Source organism: Ignavibacteria bacterium (genome assembly GCA_017302895.1).
Lineage (GTDB): Bacteria > Bacteroidota > Ignavibacteria > Ignavibacteriales > Ignavibacteriaceae > UTCHB3.
This window is the reverse complement of sequence record JAFLBV010000002.1, coordinates 534,885-550,967: the sequence shown is the minus strand read 5'-3', so window position 1 is coordinate 550,967 and position 16,083 is coordinate 534,885. Positions and strand designations below refer to the sequence as shown.

At 41.8% G+C, this 16,083-nt stretch carries 11 protein-coding genes; 7 read left to right on the top strand and 4 right to left on the bottom strand.

The features are described 5' to 3' along the window. Positions 1–37 precede the first annotated feature (37 nt). The 6 genes from J0L60_10015 to J0L60_09990 all read left to right on the top strand — a co-directional run bounded on the left by J0L60_10015 (position 38) and on the right by J0L60_09990 (position 9,633). Complete coding sequence (locus J0L60_10015; protein ID MBN8546452.1) at positions 38–892, top strand: MurR/RpiR family transcriptional regulator; 855 nt, start codon at positions 38–40, stop codon at positions 890–892. 9 nt (positions 893–901) lie between these two features. Continuing rightward, complete coding sequence (locus J0L60_10010; GenBank protein ID MBN8546451.1) at positions 902–3,358, top strand: TonB-dependent receptor; 2,457 nt, start codon at positions 902–904, stop codon at positions 3,356–3,358. Between the two features lie 17 nt (positions 3,359–3,375). Further along, on the top strand, positions 3,376–6,234 hold the full coding sequence (locus J0L60_10005; GenBank protein ID MBN8546450.1) for a hypothetical protein: 2,859 nt from the start codon (positions 3,376–3,378) through the stop codon (positions 6,232–6,234). Positions 6,235–6,249: 15 nt separating this feature from the next. Next, the gene (locus J0L60_10000) at positions 6,250–7,242 is read left to right on the top strand and encodes a PorV/PorQ family protein (GenBank protein MBN8546449.1); all 993 of its coding nucleotides are present in this window, start codon (positions 6,250–6,252) and stop codon (positions 7,240–7,242) included. Positions 7,243–7,268: 26 nt separating this feature from the next. Continuing rightward, complete coding sequence (locus J0L60_09995) at positions 7,269–9,308, top strand: Type 1 glutamine amidotransferase-like domain-containing protein (GenBank protein ID MBN8546448.1); 2,040 nt, start codon at positions 7,269–7,271, stop codon at positions 9,306–9,308. A gap of 88 nt (positions 9,309–9,396) precedes the next feature. Further along, on the top strand, positions 9,397–9,633 hold the full coding sequence (locus J0L60_09990) for a hypothetical protein (protein MBN8546447.1): 237 nt from the start codon (positions 9,397–9,399) through the stop codon (positions 9,631–9,633). Positions 9,634–9,712: 79 nt separating this feature from the next. Here J0L60_09990 and J0L60_09985 read toward each other — a convergent pair whose 3' ends face one another. The 4 genes from J0L60_09985 to J0L60_09970 all read right to left on the bottom strand — a co-directional run bounded on the left by J0L60_09985 (position 9,713) and on the right by J0L60_09970 (position 14,448). Next, a complete protein-coding gene (locus J0L60_09985; GenBank protein MBN8546446.1) occupies positions 9,713–11,197 on the bottom strand; it encodes a T9SS type A sorting domain-containing protein in 1,485 nt (494 codons plus the stop codon). A gap of 110 nt (positions 11,198–11,307) precedes the next feature. Continuing rightward, a complete protein-coding gene (locus J0L60_09980; GenBank protein MBN8546445.1) occupies positions 11,308–11,652 on the bottom strand; it encodes a YHS domain-containing protein in 345 nt (114 codons plus the stop codon). Between the two features lie 23 nt (positions 11,653–11,675). Beyond that, on the bottom strand, positions 11,676–13,874 hold the full coding sequence (locus tag J0L60_09975) for a TonB-dependent receptor (GenBank protein MBN8546444.1): 2,199 nt from the start codon (positions 13,872–13,874) through the stop codon (positions 11,676–11,678). 106 nt (positions 13,875–13,980) lie between these two features. Beyond that, positions 13,981–14,448, bottom strand: coding sequence for a hypothetical protein (locus J0L60_09970; GenBank protein MBN8546443.1), 468 nt, complete (start codon positions 14,446–14,448; stop codon positions 13,981–13,983). A gap of 229 nt (positions 14,449–14,677) precedes the next feature. On the opposite strand from J0L60_09970, the gene J0L60_09965 reads away from it, so the two are divergent. Next, positions 14,678–16,036, top strand: coding sequence for an OmpA family protein (locus tag J0L60_09965; GenBank protein MBN8546442.1), 1,359 nt, complete (start codon positions 14,678–14,680; stop codon positions 16,034–16,036). The last annotated feature ends 47 nt before the right edge of the window (positions 16,037–16,083 follow it).

The following is a 16,083-nucleotide window of genomic DNA, read 5'->3' as shown; positions in this document are numbered from 1 at the left end:
TTCCTGAACCCGTCACTTTCTCCTCTGAACCACGACTATGCGTTACCGCCAGTTAAAAGAGCTGATAGAGGAGAGGTATAACTCTCTCCCAAAGAATCAGAAGAAAATTGCCGATTTTTTTCTGATTAACTTTGACCGGATACCTTTTTTGAGCGTGCAGGAGATATCCGGGAGTTCTCATGTCTCTGTCGCCTCGATAGTAAGATTTGCCCAGAATCTCGGTTTTTCGGGTTTTTCGGAAATAAGAGATGAAATTTCAGAACTTCTACAGACTGAAATAAACAGCAACAAAGACCTTTTTCCATTGATAGAGATGGAAGACGGTGATAAAAACACCCTGACAGAGGTAGCCAACCTCGACATAAAAAACATTAACGAAACACTTCATTTGATAGACCGGGAGAAATTCTCCTCGGCTGTTTCACTCCTTTCGGGTGCTGACGAAGTTTTTACAGCAGGTATGGGGATATCCTATCTTCTGGCTGAAGTGTTGGGTTATCAGCTCACTCAGATCGGAATAAAAGCCCGCAATTTCAGAAATGGCTGGGCTTCGTTTCAGGAAGAGAGCCTTTTTATATCGCAAAAAGGTGTACTGATTGTTTTCTCGTTCCCTCCATACTCTGTCGAGACTATTGATCTTGCGAAATCCGCAAAAATGCGAGGCATAAAGGTTATTTCTATTACAAACAAATCGACCTCACCCGCAGCAATGTATTCCGATATTTCTCTCACTGTAAGATCGGAAAATATGCTATATACCAATTCTTTCGCAGCCATTTCTGTCCTTATTAATGCTCTGACCACTGAAGCCGCAAGGCTTAACAAAAAAAGAGCGAAGGACTGGTTGCTTAAACTTAATGAAATTGAACAAGGCCGCCTCATCAACCAATAAGAGGAAATCATGAAAAGATTTATTCTTTTTCTATTGTTTTTAGTCCCTGTCGTACAAGCCGGAATTACCGGGAAGCTGGCAGGAAGGGTTACGGATGCCATCACCGGAGAGCCGTTAATCTCAGCCACCATCGTAATTGAGGGTACAAAACTCGGAGCCTCGACCGATACGGACGGCAGATTTGTGATCTTGAATGTTCCTCCGGGAGTATACAGGATAAAAATCACCTATGTAGGTTATGAGCACCTCACCTTCGAGGGAGTAAAGATTGTGGTTGATCAGACCACAACCATCGACTTCAAATTGAAACCTGTTTCGATGACAACTGATGAAGTTGTAGTTACCGCGAATACTCCTCTTATCCAAAAAGATCTTACAAGTTCCATTTCTGTGGTTGGACGGGATGAAATTGAATTGTTACCTGTTGGTAATTTTAGTGATCTGCTCGCACTTCAGGCAGGTGTTGTGGGAAGTGGAAACAATCTCCATATCAGAGGCGGGAGATCAAATGAAGTTGCCTACATGATCGATGGAATGTATGTTACTGATCCGTTACTGGGAGGTCTGGCGACCCAAATAAATAATGATGCTATACAGGAGATGAGCCTTCTTTCGGGAACATTTAATGCAGAATACGGGAATGCGCTCAGTGGCGTTGTAAATATTGTAACCAGGGATGGTGCAGACAAGTTTTCCGGAAAACTTGAAGTGCGGTCTTCCAATTTTGGGGTTGAGAGATATTCAAAATTGAATGAATTAAGAATAAGCGGAAGCCTTGAAGGGGCTATAATTCCTAATGCACTAAGGTTTTTCCTTTCGGGTGAGCAGTTGAATGAGGGAAGTTATCTTCCATTCGGATATAACAATGCCCAGTCATTTTTTACGAAACTGACTCTGACAGCAATTCCACAGTTCAGGCTGACGATTTCTAACAGAGGCAGCAGAGGATTGAGACAGAGCTACAATCACGACTATAAGTATATACCGGAACAGTATTTAAAGAGAAGGACCGACAGTTGGCAATCTGCACTGACTGCCACTCATACTGTAAGCCAGTCCTTATTCTATGATATAAGATTTTCGTATTTCAATCAGGGATTCTACTCCGGACTTGACAAAGACACATCGCAGTATCTGCCTGTGAGTTCAAGAGTGTATCAGTCAAACGCAGGAAACGGATTCGAGTTTTATGCTCTCGCTGATCCGACCGTGCTTACAGACAGCAGGACCACAACACTCGATTTTAAAGGTGATGCAGTCTGGCAGATAAATAACAACAATGAAGTGAAGTTTGGTGCCCAGTTCAAGACTCACAACCTGATGCTTTACAGTATCGAGGATCCAAAGAGAAATTTCCCTTACAAGAACAATTATACAACATCTCCTTTCGAAATTGCCACTTATGTACAGGACAAAATTGAACTTGCATATTTGGTAATCAATCTCGGACTCCGTTATGATTTTATGAATGCAAATGTGGAGTTCAGGGCAAATCCTCTTGATCCTGCATCAGTGGTAAAGGTGAAATCGCGTTCACAGTTCAGTCCAAGAATTGGTATTGCTCATCCGATCTCCGATAAGACAAAGCTGCATTTCGCATACGGCCACTTCTTCCAGAATCCCGAGTATCAGTTCCTTTTCCAGAACAAGCAATATGATATCCAGGTAAGGGAACCGTTGTTTGGTCAGCCTGATCTTGATGCTCAACGCACGATTGCTTATGAAGTGGGTGTTTCGCATCAGTTCTCTGACCGGGCTGCAGTTTCTGTTACTGCATATTATAAGGATGTAACCGGACTGATTGGAACCCGCTATTTCTTCCCCTTTACTGAGGGCAGATATGTCGGTTACACTCTCTATGTGAACGAAGACTATGCCAACATGAAAGGATTTGAAGTAAATCTGGATATCAGACCCGACAAATACTTCTCCGGTGGTTTGACTTACACATATTCAGTTGCAAAGGGAAGTGCTTCCTCAGAAACAGAACAGTACCCCGGCACTTCGGAATCCACACTCCTTTATTATCTGGATTTCGACAAAACGCATGTGATTAACGGAACAGCATCATTCACCATACCAAATGGTGAAGGTCCAAAGGTGTTTGGTTCACCATGGTTTGAAAATATGGATTTCTCATTCATATTTTCATGGTCTTCGGGTTATCCCTATACACCTTCGGGAAGAGATGTCGGTTTTGTTGTGAAGAATTCGTTAAGACAGCCTTCAACCTGGTCGATGGATCTGCTTATCGGAAAAGATGTAACGATATTCAATAATATCCGTCTGCGTCTTTTTGCCGAGATACTTAACCTGACAGATAACAGAAACATCGTTTATGTTTATCCCGATACAGGAGAGCCCGACTTCACATATGTAGGTGGTCACTCGAAAGAATACATGGAAGATCCTTCAAATTACGGGGCACCGAGGCGAATCCGTCTTGGGGCTACTTTAAGATTTTAAGTGAGGGAGAATAAACAATGAAATTTACAAAAGAAATGACATCAAAATTCATGAAACCGGTAAAACACTCGGAAATCGAAAGACAGAATAAATTGATGAATAACAAACCCGTTTTTTCAATGTCAGGCAAAGCTCTTCTGGTACTTGTATTCTTTTTGCTTGCATCACCGCTTCTTCACACCCAGACCAAAAAGGCGGGGGGAGGAGATAACTCGGTACTTTCCATTCGGGACAGAGCCGGAGGTGTGCATAACGCATCAGCCATCGGGCTCTTCTTCGAAAACCGAGGAAAACTCTATCCGAGAAGGCTTTCACAAGGTCCCTCCGGCGAGTTTCCAATCAACAGCGGAAAGCACTACATCTACAGGATGAATCCTTATGTGGGAATCCCCGGAAATGTTATTCAAGGAAGATACACAACCAATGAGGAGTGGGAGGCTGCTTCCGGTTATCACAATAATGAAGGTGCCAGAATTGCCTTCTCCGATAATCCTGCTTCGTGGCACCCCGTAAAAGGTTGGCCTGTGAAGGATGCGAATGGTAATCCGGTCTTCAAATCGGATCAGGATTCATATTGTGTTTATAACGATTCCAATAACACAAAGCAGATACTCGGCATCACCCTCGCACAAACCGGATATGCATATGGAGTTAAATTTGCGCAGAATCTGCTCTTTTTTAAATATGATATCATAAACAACGGACCCAAAGATTACGACAGTCTCTTTTTTACACTCTATACTGATATTGATGTTGGTAATGTTTCAGGTGGTGATCCTGAATATGCTGACGATAAAATAGATTTCGACAAAAGCAATAATTTTGTATGGTTCTATGATGACGGGGTTTCTGCAGAATGGCCTAACGGCAAAACAGGTATGATGGGTGTTGCATTTCTTCAGACTCCCAAAGTAAACGGGAGTGAACTTGGACTTACCGATTTCCATTATGCACTCTATGATGATGATGAACTTTCCGATCTCGACTCCGTCCTTTTCGGTCGAATGACATCAGCACCTTCGCTTTACAACTCCAACCTGAGGAACAAGTACTTCCACCTTGGAAACAACACCTCACTGAACTATGATGATGTTTCTACCATACCAGCATCCGGTTTGGATCTGTTGACGACTTTTTCTTCGGGTCCTTATTTCATTAAAAGGGGAGACACACTCTCATTTTATACGGTACTTGTGGCAGGAGAAAACCTGAATGAGTTGAAAACAGCTCTTGCTCAGGCACAGGTAATTCATTCATTTAACTATGATATTGCAAAACCACCTGTTACGCCAAAACTTTCGGGTGTCCCAAGTGACAACAAAACCATGCTTTACTGGGATGATGCTGCAGAAAGGTCATTTGATTCATTTTCAGGTCAGTATGATTTCGAAGGTTACAGACTCTACAGAAGTATTGATAAAGGAATCCAGTGGACAAAATTAGCCGAATTCGATGTTCCAAATGAGATAGGTATCGACAAAGGGATACAATATTCTTTTATCGACTCAACTGTAACAAACGGTTTTGAATACTGGTACACTATCACCGCGTACGACAGAGGTGATTCTCTTCTTGAGCCGCTTGAAAGTCCGCTCGGGAAGAATCTTGATCAGTTAAACATTGTCAGTCTTACTCCTGTCTCATCGGCTGCAGGCAGAACGCCGGTTACTCTTGATAATATCAGACAAATCGGAAAAGGCACTTCAAATTATGTATTCAATGTGACTCCGGTCGATGATGTAAAACTTGCTTCAGGCGAGTATAATGTCGGATTCAATTATGTCAGCAGGACAGAAAGAGGTGTCCTGAAAACACAGCTCGTTCCGGTGATCACTGACTCGGCAAACACGAAACCGGAAAAATACGGTGTTTACTTCAAGTCGCCGACTGTATTCGATTTTGTTAATCTCACAACCGGGGAAGATATAAAAACTGATAACAGCTATGTCTGGACAAACCCTAATCAGATTATTTCAGTCCCCGGAACAGGGTTGAGGATCAGAATAGTTACACCTCCCGGTACTGCTCCCGAGTATTTACCGAGAAAGGGTGACTTGCTTACGCTCAGTTTTGGTGTGTACGCCACAAAGGATAATGATACACTGATTAAGCCAAGACCGTTTTTGTTTGAGAAAACTCAGGCAACTTCTGATGGTATTGTATTCAGTATGACAAAACCCGGTGCCGTAAAATCCCTTTCGAAAATAGGCGGGACCGATATCTTTTCACTCGGTTTTTCACTTGAAAATGAAGTGAATCTGAAATCCACTCTATATTTCGTTGAAGTGAAAAACAGAGGATTCGGAACAGGTGGAGCGGGATTTGTTTCACTGGAGATAAAAGACACTTCAACAAATTCAGCAATAGTGAAGTTTGATACCGTTTACACTCTGTCAACATTTACATTTGGTGGTGTGAGGGGCCGGATAGAATTTAATCCTGCCAACCCTCCACAGGCGGGCAATCTTTATTCTCTGGAGACAGTAAAACCAAAGGCACCGACACTAAAAGACAAATATGCATTTACATTCAGAGCCCCTGTGGTAAATAATGAAGTCGCCAATACATCGTTGAACAAAATAAGAGTTGTACCAAATCCGTATGTGGTCTCATCATTGTATGAACCTGAGTTTGGTGAATTGCGGCGTGAACCGCTTCGTCAGATACAATTCATCAATCTGCCACCTGAATGTACAATTCATATCTTCACGATTGATGCCGATCTGGTCAAGACGATTAATCATTCTTCATCCAACGGTACAGAGGTGTGGGATCTCCGTTCCGAGGGTGGAAGAGAGATTTCAGCCGGAATGTACATATATGTTGTAAAAACCAGCGGAGGCGAGTTCATCGACCGCTTCGCCGTAATCAAGTGATCAACGGAGCATAAAATGAAAAAACTGATATTTATCTCAATCTTAATGTCGTTTACTCTCGCTGCGCAGTATTCCAATCTTGGGACATCAGGTGCACAATTTCTGCAGATTCCACTTGGAGCAAGACAGGCGGCAATGGGTGGTGCTTCGATTGCTCTAACCGATGATGCCTCATCCATATTTTGGAATCCGGCAGGACTCTCAAGCGTTTCCAATGTTGATTTTCATTTCACGAATCTGAACTGGTTCGGGTTATTCGACCTGAACGCTGCAGCCGGAGCCTACAAACTTGGAGGTGATGCGGGTGTTTTGGGTGTTCATTTTATCTCTTTTTCAACAGGTAAAATAGAGATTACGACTGAAAAGAAACCAAACGGAACAGGACGGTTTTACGATGCACAGGATATTGCTCTTGGTTTGACTTATTCCCGGGCTATAACTGACAGGTTCAGAACCGGTATCACAGTCAAGTATGTATCTCAAAGAATCTGGAATGAAACAGCAACAGGTATAGCTTTCGACATCGGAACTCAATATACTCTCGATTTCCAAAATCTGACAATTGCAATGAGCATGACAAATTTTGGACCTGACATGAGATTTGACGGACCCGACTTGAATGTTACCTACTTGAGGGACGAGAACATACCGCTTTCGAGACTTGCACCCGCGAAACTCGGCACAGAAGATTTCTCGCTTCCGCTTCACTTTCAGGTTGGTATAGCGATGGACATCTTCAAAATTGATTTCGTTAAGATGCGTGCCGCCCTTGATGTAACACACCCGAATGACAACCTCGAAAGAGTAAATTTTGGTACCGAGATCTCGGTATTTGACAGGGTGTTTCTGAGAGGCGGTTACAGATATAATTATGATGATGAAAAGATAACTTTCGGAGCCGGAGCAAACCTGCCTTTGGGAGAATCTGTCGTTTCGTTTGATTATGCTTATTCCATTTACGATATCCTTCCAAATGTCCAAAGGATTTCCGTCGGGTTAAGGTTTTAGTTCTAATTATACCCTGAGAGAATGAGATGAGAGGCGCTAACTGGTTGGTTTTGTTGATGATAGCGTGCTCGCTTCAGTTGTTCTCTCAGGGTTATATCTGTGCAGTCGGTGGTGGTGGCGAGGGTGTAAATGACTGGAACCGCGAACCTTATTCATGGATAGTTCAGAAAGCTGATTCAGGTGCAGTTGTTGTACTTTCAGTCAATGACGAGACTTCATGGATACCCGACTATTTCCGTTCACTGGGCTCCCGTTCCTCATACAATCTCAAAATAAACTCCAGAACATTAGCGAATACACAATCCGTTGCAGATTCAATTCTCGCAGCATCTGCTGTTTTTATCAAGGGTGGCGACCAGTACAATTACATAAATTACTGGAAAGGTACTCTCGTTGAATCTGCCATAAAGCAGGTTTATGCCCGGGGAGGAGTTGTATCAGGCACTTCCGCAGGAGCAATGGTGCTCGGGAAATTTATACTCTCGGCGAGATATGGTTCGCTTTATCCCGATGATGCACTTGTAAATCCTTTCATACAGACTTCAAACATTGAAGACAACTTTCTCGGCCTGGTTCCGGATGTTATTTTTGATACTCATTTTATCGAAAGAGGACGGCAGGCGCGACTTGCATCTGTCCTTCTCAAACTTGGATTGCAGGGAATTCAAAATGTTACAGGCGTTGGTTTGGATGACAGAACCGCTTTTTGTATCTCACCCGATGGAAAAGGGGTGGTGATGGGAAGTGGTTCTGTTTCTATTTATCGGGCGGATTCCCTTACAAGACTCTGGTCGTCTGGAAATCTGTACGAACTCGAAAATCTTCATGCCCGGCAGCTTACAAAAAACTGGGTTTATGATCTTAACAGTAAAAATATCAGTTTTGTACCTGCCTCAGCAAAAGCATTTAATGCGACATTATCTGAAACCCCGACAGGAGATGTGACATTGACGGGGAGTAACTGGGTTGCAACATCGTGGCTGGCTGCGCTTTCAGCATTTGTATCAAGGGCGAATACTCCGGATGTTTTAATTGTCTCATATCCTGCCTATGAGGCAAAAGCAAATTCGATTCTTAACGAAGTTGCAGCTTATGCACCCTTGGCTAAACTGATACTCTATACTCCAGGATCCGAGACTGATACTCTGGTCCATCAGAAAATACTGGGAGCTTCGGCATTCATTTTTGCCGGTGATGACCTTACAGCCATTAAAAACATCACTTCATCGACTTCTTTGGTTGGTAATCTGCTTCGACAAAAATTGATTAACTCCCGATGTCCATCTTTCTATTTCGGTGAAATGTCAAAACTTGCCTCGACTTCTTTTGCTGACAATTTGAACAGTGATCCGTATGCTGCGTACCGCGGTAAGATGACATTAAATGAGGGTTTTAGGGTTTTACCGGGATTTTCAATTCAATCACTCACTTTCGCAAACAGCGATTATTATGAAAACAGGATGGCATCCGTACTGTGGTCAATTTTTAAGTCGCAGGTACCCCTCGGGATTTACAGCAATGGAAATGGCATAACAAAATTCATTATTGCTGACTCCTCAATTGTCTTTTCACGATTTCCGTTTTTTTTAATTGATGCAACAGAAGCTTCACTTCGGGACTCATCGGTGTACAGGGCTTCGAGCAGTACCGGTCCGAGACAGGTGGTTGCACTTAATTCATTCAGAATTTCCGCTTCCAATAACTACGGACGGGGATACAACCTCGCCCAAAAAAGATTTGTAACTGCTGATCCCACCGGAGTCAAACCGGAAGGAATCTTCGAGGCCCAAAATAATTCAGAAAAAGACAACCTGAAGGTGACTGCCTTTCCAAATCCATTCACTTATTCCACTAAAATCGTTTATGAAGCCGGTAGAGCAGGGGAGATGAAACTGGAATTGTTTGATATTCGCGGGTTGTTGATCAGAAGACTATTCTGTGAAGAGATCACCGCCGGACAACATTCTCTAACTTTCCAAAGTGGCAGTCTCTCTTCCGGAATCTACTTTTTGCGCTTAACATTTAACGATGTGATGAAGACCATCAAATTGATCCTGAACAAATGATCAAACAGTAAAATCTTTCCGTTTTCCTCTCTTATTGGGCGGAAATAGTTATATTTCACTGTACCTTAATTAATAATTTGGACGAAAAATGGATAATAAAACAATAAAATTCGAAAAAGAAGTCGAAGTGCTGGATCTGATTTTTCAGGACATGGTCGAGGCAATTCACATGAAACCCGACGGAAATGACATTGAAGATCTAAGACTCTATGTTGACAATATTTATGCAACTCTTAACACTACTGCATTGAGAGTTAATGAGATCAAGAAACAACTCGAAAAAGATGCGAAATTGATTCTTGAGACATGGAATCCACCTGCCTAAAGGTTGTAATTTAGAAAAAAACCGGATTGGAAATTCCCAGTCCGGTTTTTTTATGCAGTTAATAAACAATCAGTCCGGTTTACTTCTGTAGCACTACTTTTTTAACAAACGACCTTCCTTCAACTCTGACCGACAGGAAATAGATACCCGATGGATTACCTGAAAGATCGAAGTACTCTTTTGAAATGCCGGGATAAATTACTTTTTCAGATGATAAAATCCTTTTTCCGCTGATATCATACAACTCAAAAAGAATATCTGTCGTATTCTGATTATCGATGGTGATGGAGAATGCTGGATTAAATGGATTGGGGAAAACACCGGAAATTCTAAGTGTACTCAAATCAGGAGAACCATCTGCCACAGATAATGGAGGTGAAAGTGTCAGTTTGATCGAATTATTGCTGAACTTTTGAATCCCGCCGGGGGTCGAAGCGACAATCCGTACATAAAGATCTCCCGGGGGGATGGAATCGATAATAATAGAGGAATCCGCTACAGCAGGCGAAACATAAAAAAGTGATTCAAACAGTGAATCAAGTGCAAATTCCACATTGTATCTGATGTTCTCGAGAGGATTCAGTGTCGAAGATTTCTCCCACCTGATATAAATGTTTTGGTTGGTTACCGATCCCTCTTCGGTTAGCAATTTAAATGATTTTAATGGAAGTCGATTCACCGATTTCCTTAAAACAATGGAAGTATCAGCATTTACAGAATCACCAAAGGCATAATTCCAATAGCTTTTATCTTCATGCAGGAACAGTTTTAAAACAGCAGTCAAATACTTTTGCGAAAGATAGATTTGGAGATTTCTGTTAATATATCCACCTGCATCAGTCCAATCCCAAATATTAGTATCCATAAATTTCGTGTGGTTACCACCCTTGATCGTGAGGAGTGCCTTATTGTCAGGTGTATTCTCATACATTGGAATCTGAGTTGTTGCGGGTGGAGTGATTCCGTCGTTTTGTGAGGAGATCAGGTAGATAATCGATTTGGTTGAATTAATGGTCGAAATAATTGACGGTACAGTTTCGGCAGCGGCAAACGGTGCAGAAATCGTTATAGTCGAGTCATAGATTGTGGACAACAGAGAGGCCCCACCTCCCATTGAATGTCCTGAGACACCCGTTTTTGAAGTGTCGGCGAGTTTGTAAAATCTGTTACCTGGGACTGTGGAAGATGATTTGATGAAATTCAGACAGAAGATAAGGTCTTTTCCGAGTTCTCCGTGTTGTGTATCTGTAAACTGAGGAGCAATAACGATGAATCCGTGAGAGGCGAGTTGTCTGAATAGTGAGAGGTAGTAGTTTGTCTGCATGAAAAAGCCGTGTCCAAATGCCACTATTGGCCAGGGACCGTTAACAGTGTCGATCTGGCTGTTTTCACCGTCTGAAAAGGAGGGGTAATAAATTCTGCAGTTCATATTCCTCCCCTCACGGGAAATGGTCTGACTAAACCACCCTTGTGGGTACTGACCTCTTGCACCCGGATCAATCTGAGAATATGATGTGGAGGTGAGTATGAATATAAAAATAAAAAGCTGGATAACTCTGAACATAAAACCCGGCATTTCCGATTGTGACTTTATAAGTTCACAATCGATGAAAGAATAAAAATCTTAATGCAAGATAATTGTTACTTCAGAGTTATCCAACTCATCAAATCGGGTTACTTTTTACCGATGAAACGGGTTCCGGCCTCATTCAGATTTTTTGAATATTTCTCCGGGTCTTTTGCGAATTTGGCATCACAACCTGCGCAGCAGAAACCATAGGCTTTTCCGTTGTAGACTTCGAGCTTTATTTTAGGATTTACCTTGTTTCCCATAACCGGGCAAACTGTATTCCATGGAGTAGTCGGCACTTCTGCCGTTTTTGCTACCGTCGAATCACAACAATCCGATTTTTCTGTAGTACATGCCTTTGATTTGGTCGAGTCTGGTTTTTCCTGAGCAAGGGCTAATCCACTAACGGTCAGGAATACGAACAATACGTGAAATAATTGCTTTTTCATGATAATACTTTCTTTTTTTTAAATTAAAATACACTTAACCGGATACCGGCATAAAATTTTCTTCCTGAAACAGGACCCCAGACCATTGAAGCGTCGAAATATTTTCCGAACGGATCATCTGAAGCTATTACAGGATTTGCCTGTTTAAAGTCTGTTAAATTTTCAGCACCAACATAAAGTTCGAAGATATCAAACTTTTTGCTGATTTGTGCATTGATATTCACAAATGCATCGAAGGTTTCAGGTCTTTGATACTGTGCGGGGTTGGTGGAAGTTGAAGGGATTCTTCCCGGTCCGTTAACCAGAAAACTGGCATCAAAAACCCATCCACGCTCGGGTGTAGAATATGAGACAGTGGTCAGCACTTTATATCTGCTGTGCAGAGGGACAATATTAAGAGTACCGTTATAGGTGGTTCTCACATCGGTGTACCTGTAAGCCGTCGATATATCAAGGCGGGGGAGCAGTTCATAAGCGAGTTCAACCTGATAGCTGTTTGAGAATGAAGAACCGTTCAAATCATAAAACAAAATGCTGGAGGGATCGGTATCGATGTCTGTAACAACCTGTTTGATGAAGTCGGTTCTGTAGTAATCAAGAGTCAACCTCAACTCTCTTCCTGAAAGCATAAAGTAACGGGTGAAATTCAGTCCGTAGTTGTAAGCTTCTTCGTATGAGTTGGTGTTATTAAGTACAAAATTTCTTGAACTGGCAAGATAACTCATATTATTTGAGTAGATGTTTACCGCTCTGTAACCTTTTCCTGCAGAGGCACGAATTGATGTGTTTTCGTCAAGACTGTACTTAATATGAATTCTGGGTGTAACAAGTGTACCAAAAAGATTGTGAAAATCAACTCTAACGCCGGGAACTATGGAAAGAAGATTGTCAGGGGAGTAGTTGTACTCAAGGAATACACCCGGGACTGATTCTTTCTTCGTTGAACTTGATGCGTTAAGCGACTCATTAATCTCATCATGGGTATAGCTCAGTCCGGTTATTACAGAATGAATATTGTCGATCGAACGCATTTCAAAAATCAGTTTCGAGAAAAAGATTTTTTGCGCTGCATCATATTTTCTCTCTCCGAACATGGTGTTTTGGTCGTGGGAATGTGCATCAAGCATCAAACCGAGACTGATGTATGGCTCCGCGGTGAAAACATAACCTGTTTTAGAGTAGAAATCGAAGTGTCTCGAGTCAATGTCAATTTTATACTGCTTTCCCGAGAGCATCGGAAGCATTTGTCCGCCCGTCCGCTTTTCAGAAAGATAGTGAATACCAAACTGGGATTCCAAACCAAAATCGGTATGAATTTTCCATCTGTTCATAACATTGTATTGCATGGTTTTTGGGTCATCTGTGAATGAATCAAAATTGTCATCCACCATTTTCGATACAAAGTTTGAATGAGCCAGGAATATTGTGCTGACATGATCACTAAGTTCAATTGCAGCATTTGCATTTATGTCTGTTTTGTAATGTGAACTTTGGAAAGCGTTGAAGTAGTACCTCTCGGCGTCAGTTGCACTTTTATATCCGACATTTATCTGTCCTGTGATCGATTCATATCCATTCACAACCGAAGCGGACCCTTTAGAAACGCTGATTTGTGATATCCAGGGTCCGGGTACGAAACCAAGTCCGAATGAATTTCCGATACCATTCATCGATGGGATATTTTCGAAGAGCATTTGGGTATACGCACCTGCAAGTCCGAGTAACTGGATCTGCCGTGCACCCGACACTGCATCCTGATACTGAACATCAACCGAGGCATTGGTGGTAAAACTTTCGCCAAGGTTACAGCAGGCAGCTTTTAGAAGCTCTTTTCCGGTGATAATTTCGACCTGTGCGGGTTCAAGATCATCCAAAAAGCGTGAAGATCTTTCAGCAGAAATAAGAACTTCCTTAAGTTGGGCATTTAGAGTGAGAACGATCTCGATGGAATCCTTGGTGCTTGAGACCTCTATTGTGTCTGCTACATATCCGGTATAACTTACAACCAGGAATGCAGTTTTGCCCACCGGTTTCTTGACCGAGAAAAACCCATTGAGGTCGGTGACCGTTCCGATTTTGGTATCCTTCCAAAACAGATTGGCTGAAACAAGAGGGACTTTTTTGTTTTGTTGATCGAGTTCGTAAACAAAACCTTTTAGATTCTGTGCGACGGTAACCGCGCTTAGCAGAATCATCATCTGTAATAAATATTTAAATTTCAATTTGAACCTCTTCTCTTTATGAGAAATCAATAATAGTGGGTTGTTTGACAGTCCTTTATGCCCACGAAGGATGGAGCAATGCCAGGAACAGTCTATTGATAAGCGTTTAGCTTAGAGGTAAGGCTATTTTTAGTTGGTGGATAGAAGTCAGAAGGGATTTACCGAATGAAGGAGGAGGAAGATCATCAGTATTCCTGAGAATCTGAGTAATTTCCTGTTCACCGGTAAGGTCAGAAGAGACTGTAACCGCATCAAATTCACTTACGAAGAGATTTGACAGGTTAAATATTGAAACATCGTATGAAATTTGGTGAAAATCGACTTTTTCGAAGCAACAGGACTCACCTTCAAGTGACTTGATTGTTTCGAACTGATTAAAATCTGATTTCTTTTCATCAGTGTTTTGATCGCAACACGATTCCGGTTCGGAAACCTCAACTGCGTCATCACACATTTCACATCCGAATAATGTACTGACGCCCGAAGATTCACAAGTGTGAATTACAACGGGAAAACCTGTTGCGGACAGGAAAAATACAAAAATTAGAATGGAAATAAGAAATTTTCTTTTCATACCTCCTAATGTAACGAGATATTTGCTACTAACAAATGTTTTTTTTTGTTCTCCAAAAACTATTTCAGGCAGTTTCTTGAGTTTTAAATGAAATAAATGTAGATTGCGATCTGATAAATAGCAGATTAATGTCGATTTGTTAGCAGATACAACTCGTTTTTTCAAATCATTCAATCGTCAATTTAACAGTTAACAACTTTTAATCATCAGTTATTCAATCGGATCAGATATGAAAACGAAAATTCTTCTTGTCATTAACTCTCTATTACTAATAGTCTTTTTGACCGGTTGTTCAACCCCGGTTGAAGCCGTAAAAGATGACTCGACACCTCCGGCAAACTACAAACCACTCTATGTTAGTGGAATAAGCCGAATAAGTGAAATGAATGCCCAAAATCCTGTACTCACCGTGAGTCGTGTCGATGCATCTCAAGCAGATTTGATTTCAATATATATGAATATTCTAAATTCTGATGGCATAATGCTGACTAATGCACTCGAAGGTGAGTGGTTGAAGAAGTGGTGCAGTGTTTCTGAGGAAGTGAACGGTAAAACATATAAAATAGATGACTTTAAGCTCGCCGAGATTCCGGGTGCAATTGTTGAACCGATAGCTGTTTCGCTCGTAATGGATCACAGCGGATCCATCGGGGAAGATCGTGCAAATATCATTCAAGCTGCTGCTGCAGATCTGATAAAGATTAAAAACAAGGCTGACGCTGTTTCCATCGTAAAATATGACGACAAGGCGGTTATTGAGGTTCCTCTCACAACTGATGCTTCAATTCTTCTGAATAAATTAAATCCTTCAGGGCTGACCGGTTACGGTGGAAAATCATCTCTCTCAAAAGCCATTATGACAGGAATTGACGCTGTGAAGAATGCACCTGTCAAGAGCAAGATAGTGATTGTCTATACGGATGGAACCGAAGGAGCGAATTTTCTTGACAGCCTCACAGAATACGCTCTTGATAATGATGTTATAATCTGTGCGATCGACTTTGGCCGGGATGTGAATGAAAATTTTCTGAAAGAACTGGCAGTCTCGACCGGAGGAACATATAATCACATGTACCTTTCGTCCGAATTCAGCAGAGTGTATGCGGATATTTACAGCCGGTTGCAGCATGCCTACATCCTTCAGTACAGGCCCGTTGAGTATGGACAGCACACTGTCAGTATCAAATTCTGCATGCCACAATATGAGATAGAAACATTTGCCAATTTCAACAATACCCCCGAAGCGAATGTACCTGTGTTGCTTAACATTAATTTTGAATTCAACAAGTATGATCTAAAACCATCCTCGGAGCGGGCTGTTCAAACCGTTGTTGAGCTTCTGGTTAAGAACCCGCTTTTTGATATTGAAATTCATGGCCACACTGATAATGTCGGGGACAAGGGTTACAATCTGAAACTTTCGCAACAGCGGGCTGATGCGGTCAAGACCGAACTTATCAACAGGGGAATTGACGGTAACAGGATAAAAGCGATCGGGTTCGGCGACACCAAACCTGTTGCAGACAACAAGACGGAAGAGGGCAGGGCCGTGAACAGAAGAACAGAGTTTATCATAATTCAAAAATGAAGCAAGTCTAAATTTTTACTAAATGTTGACACAAGACAGCCAAAGAA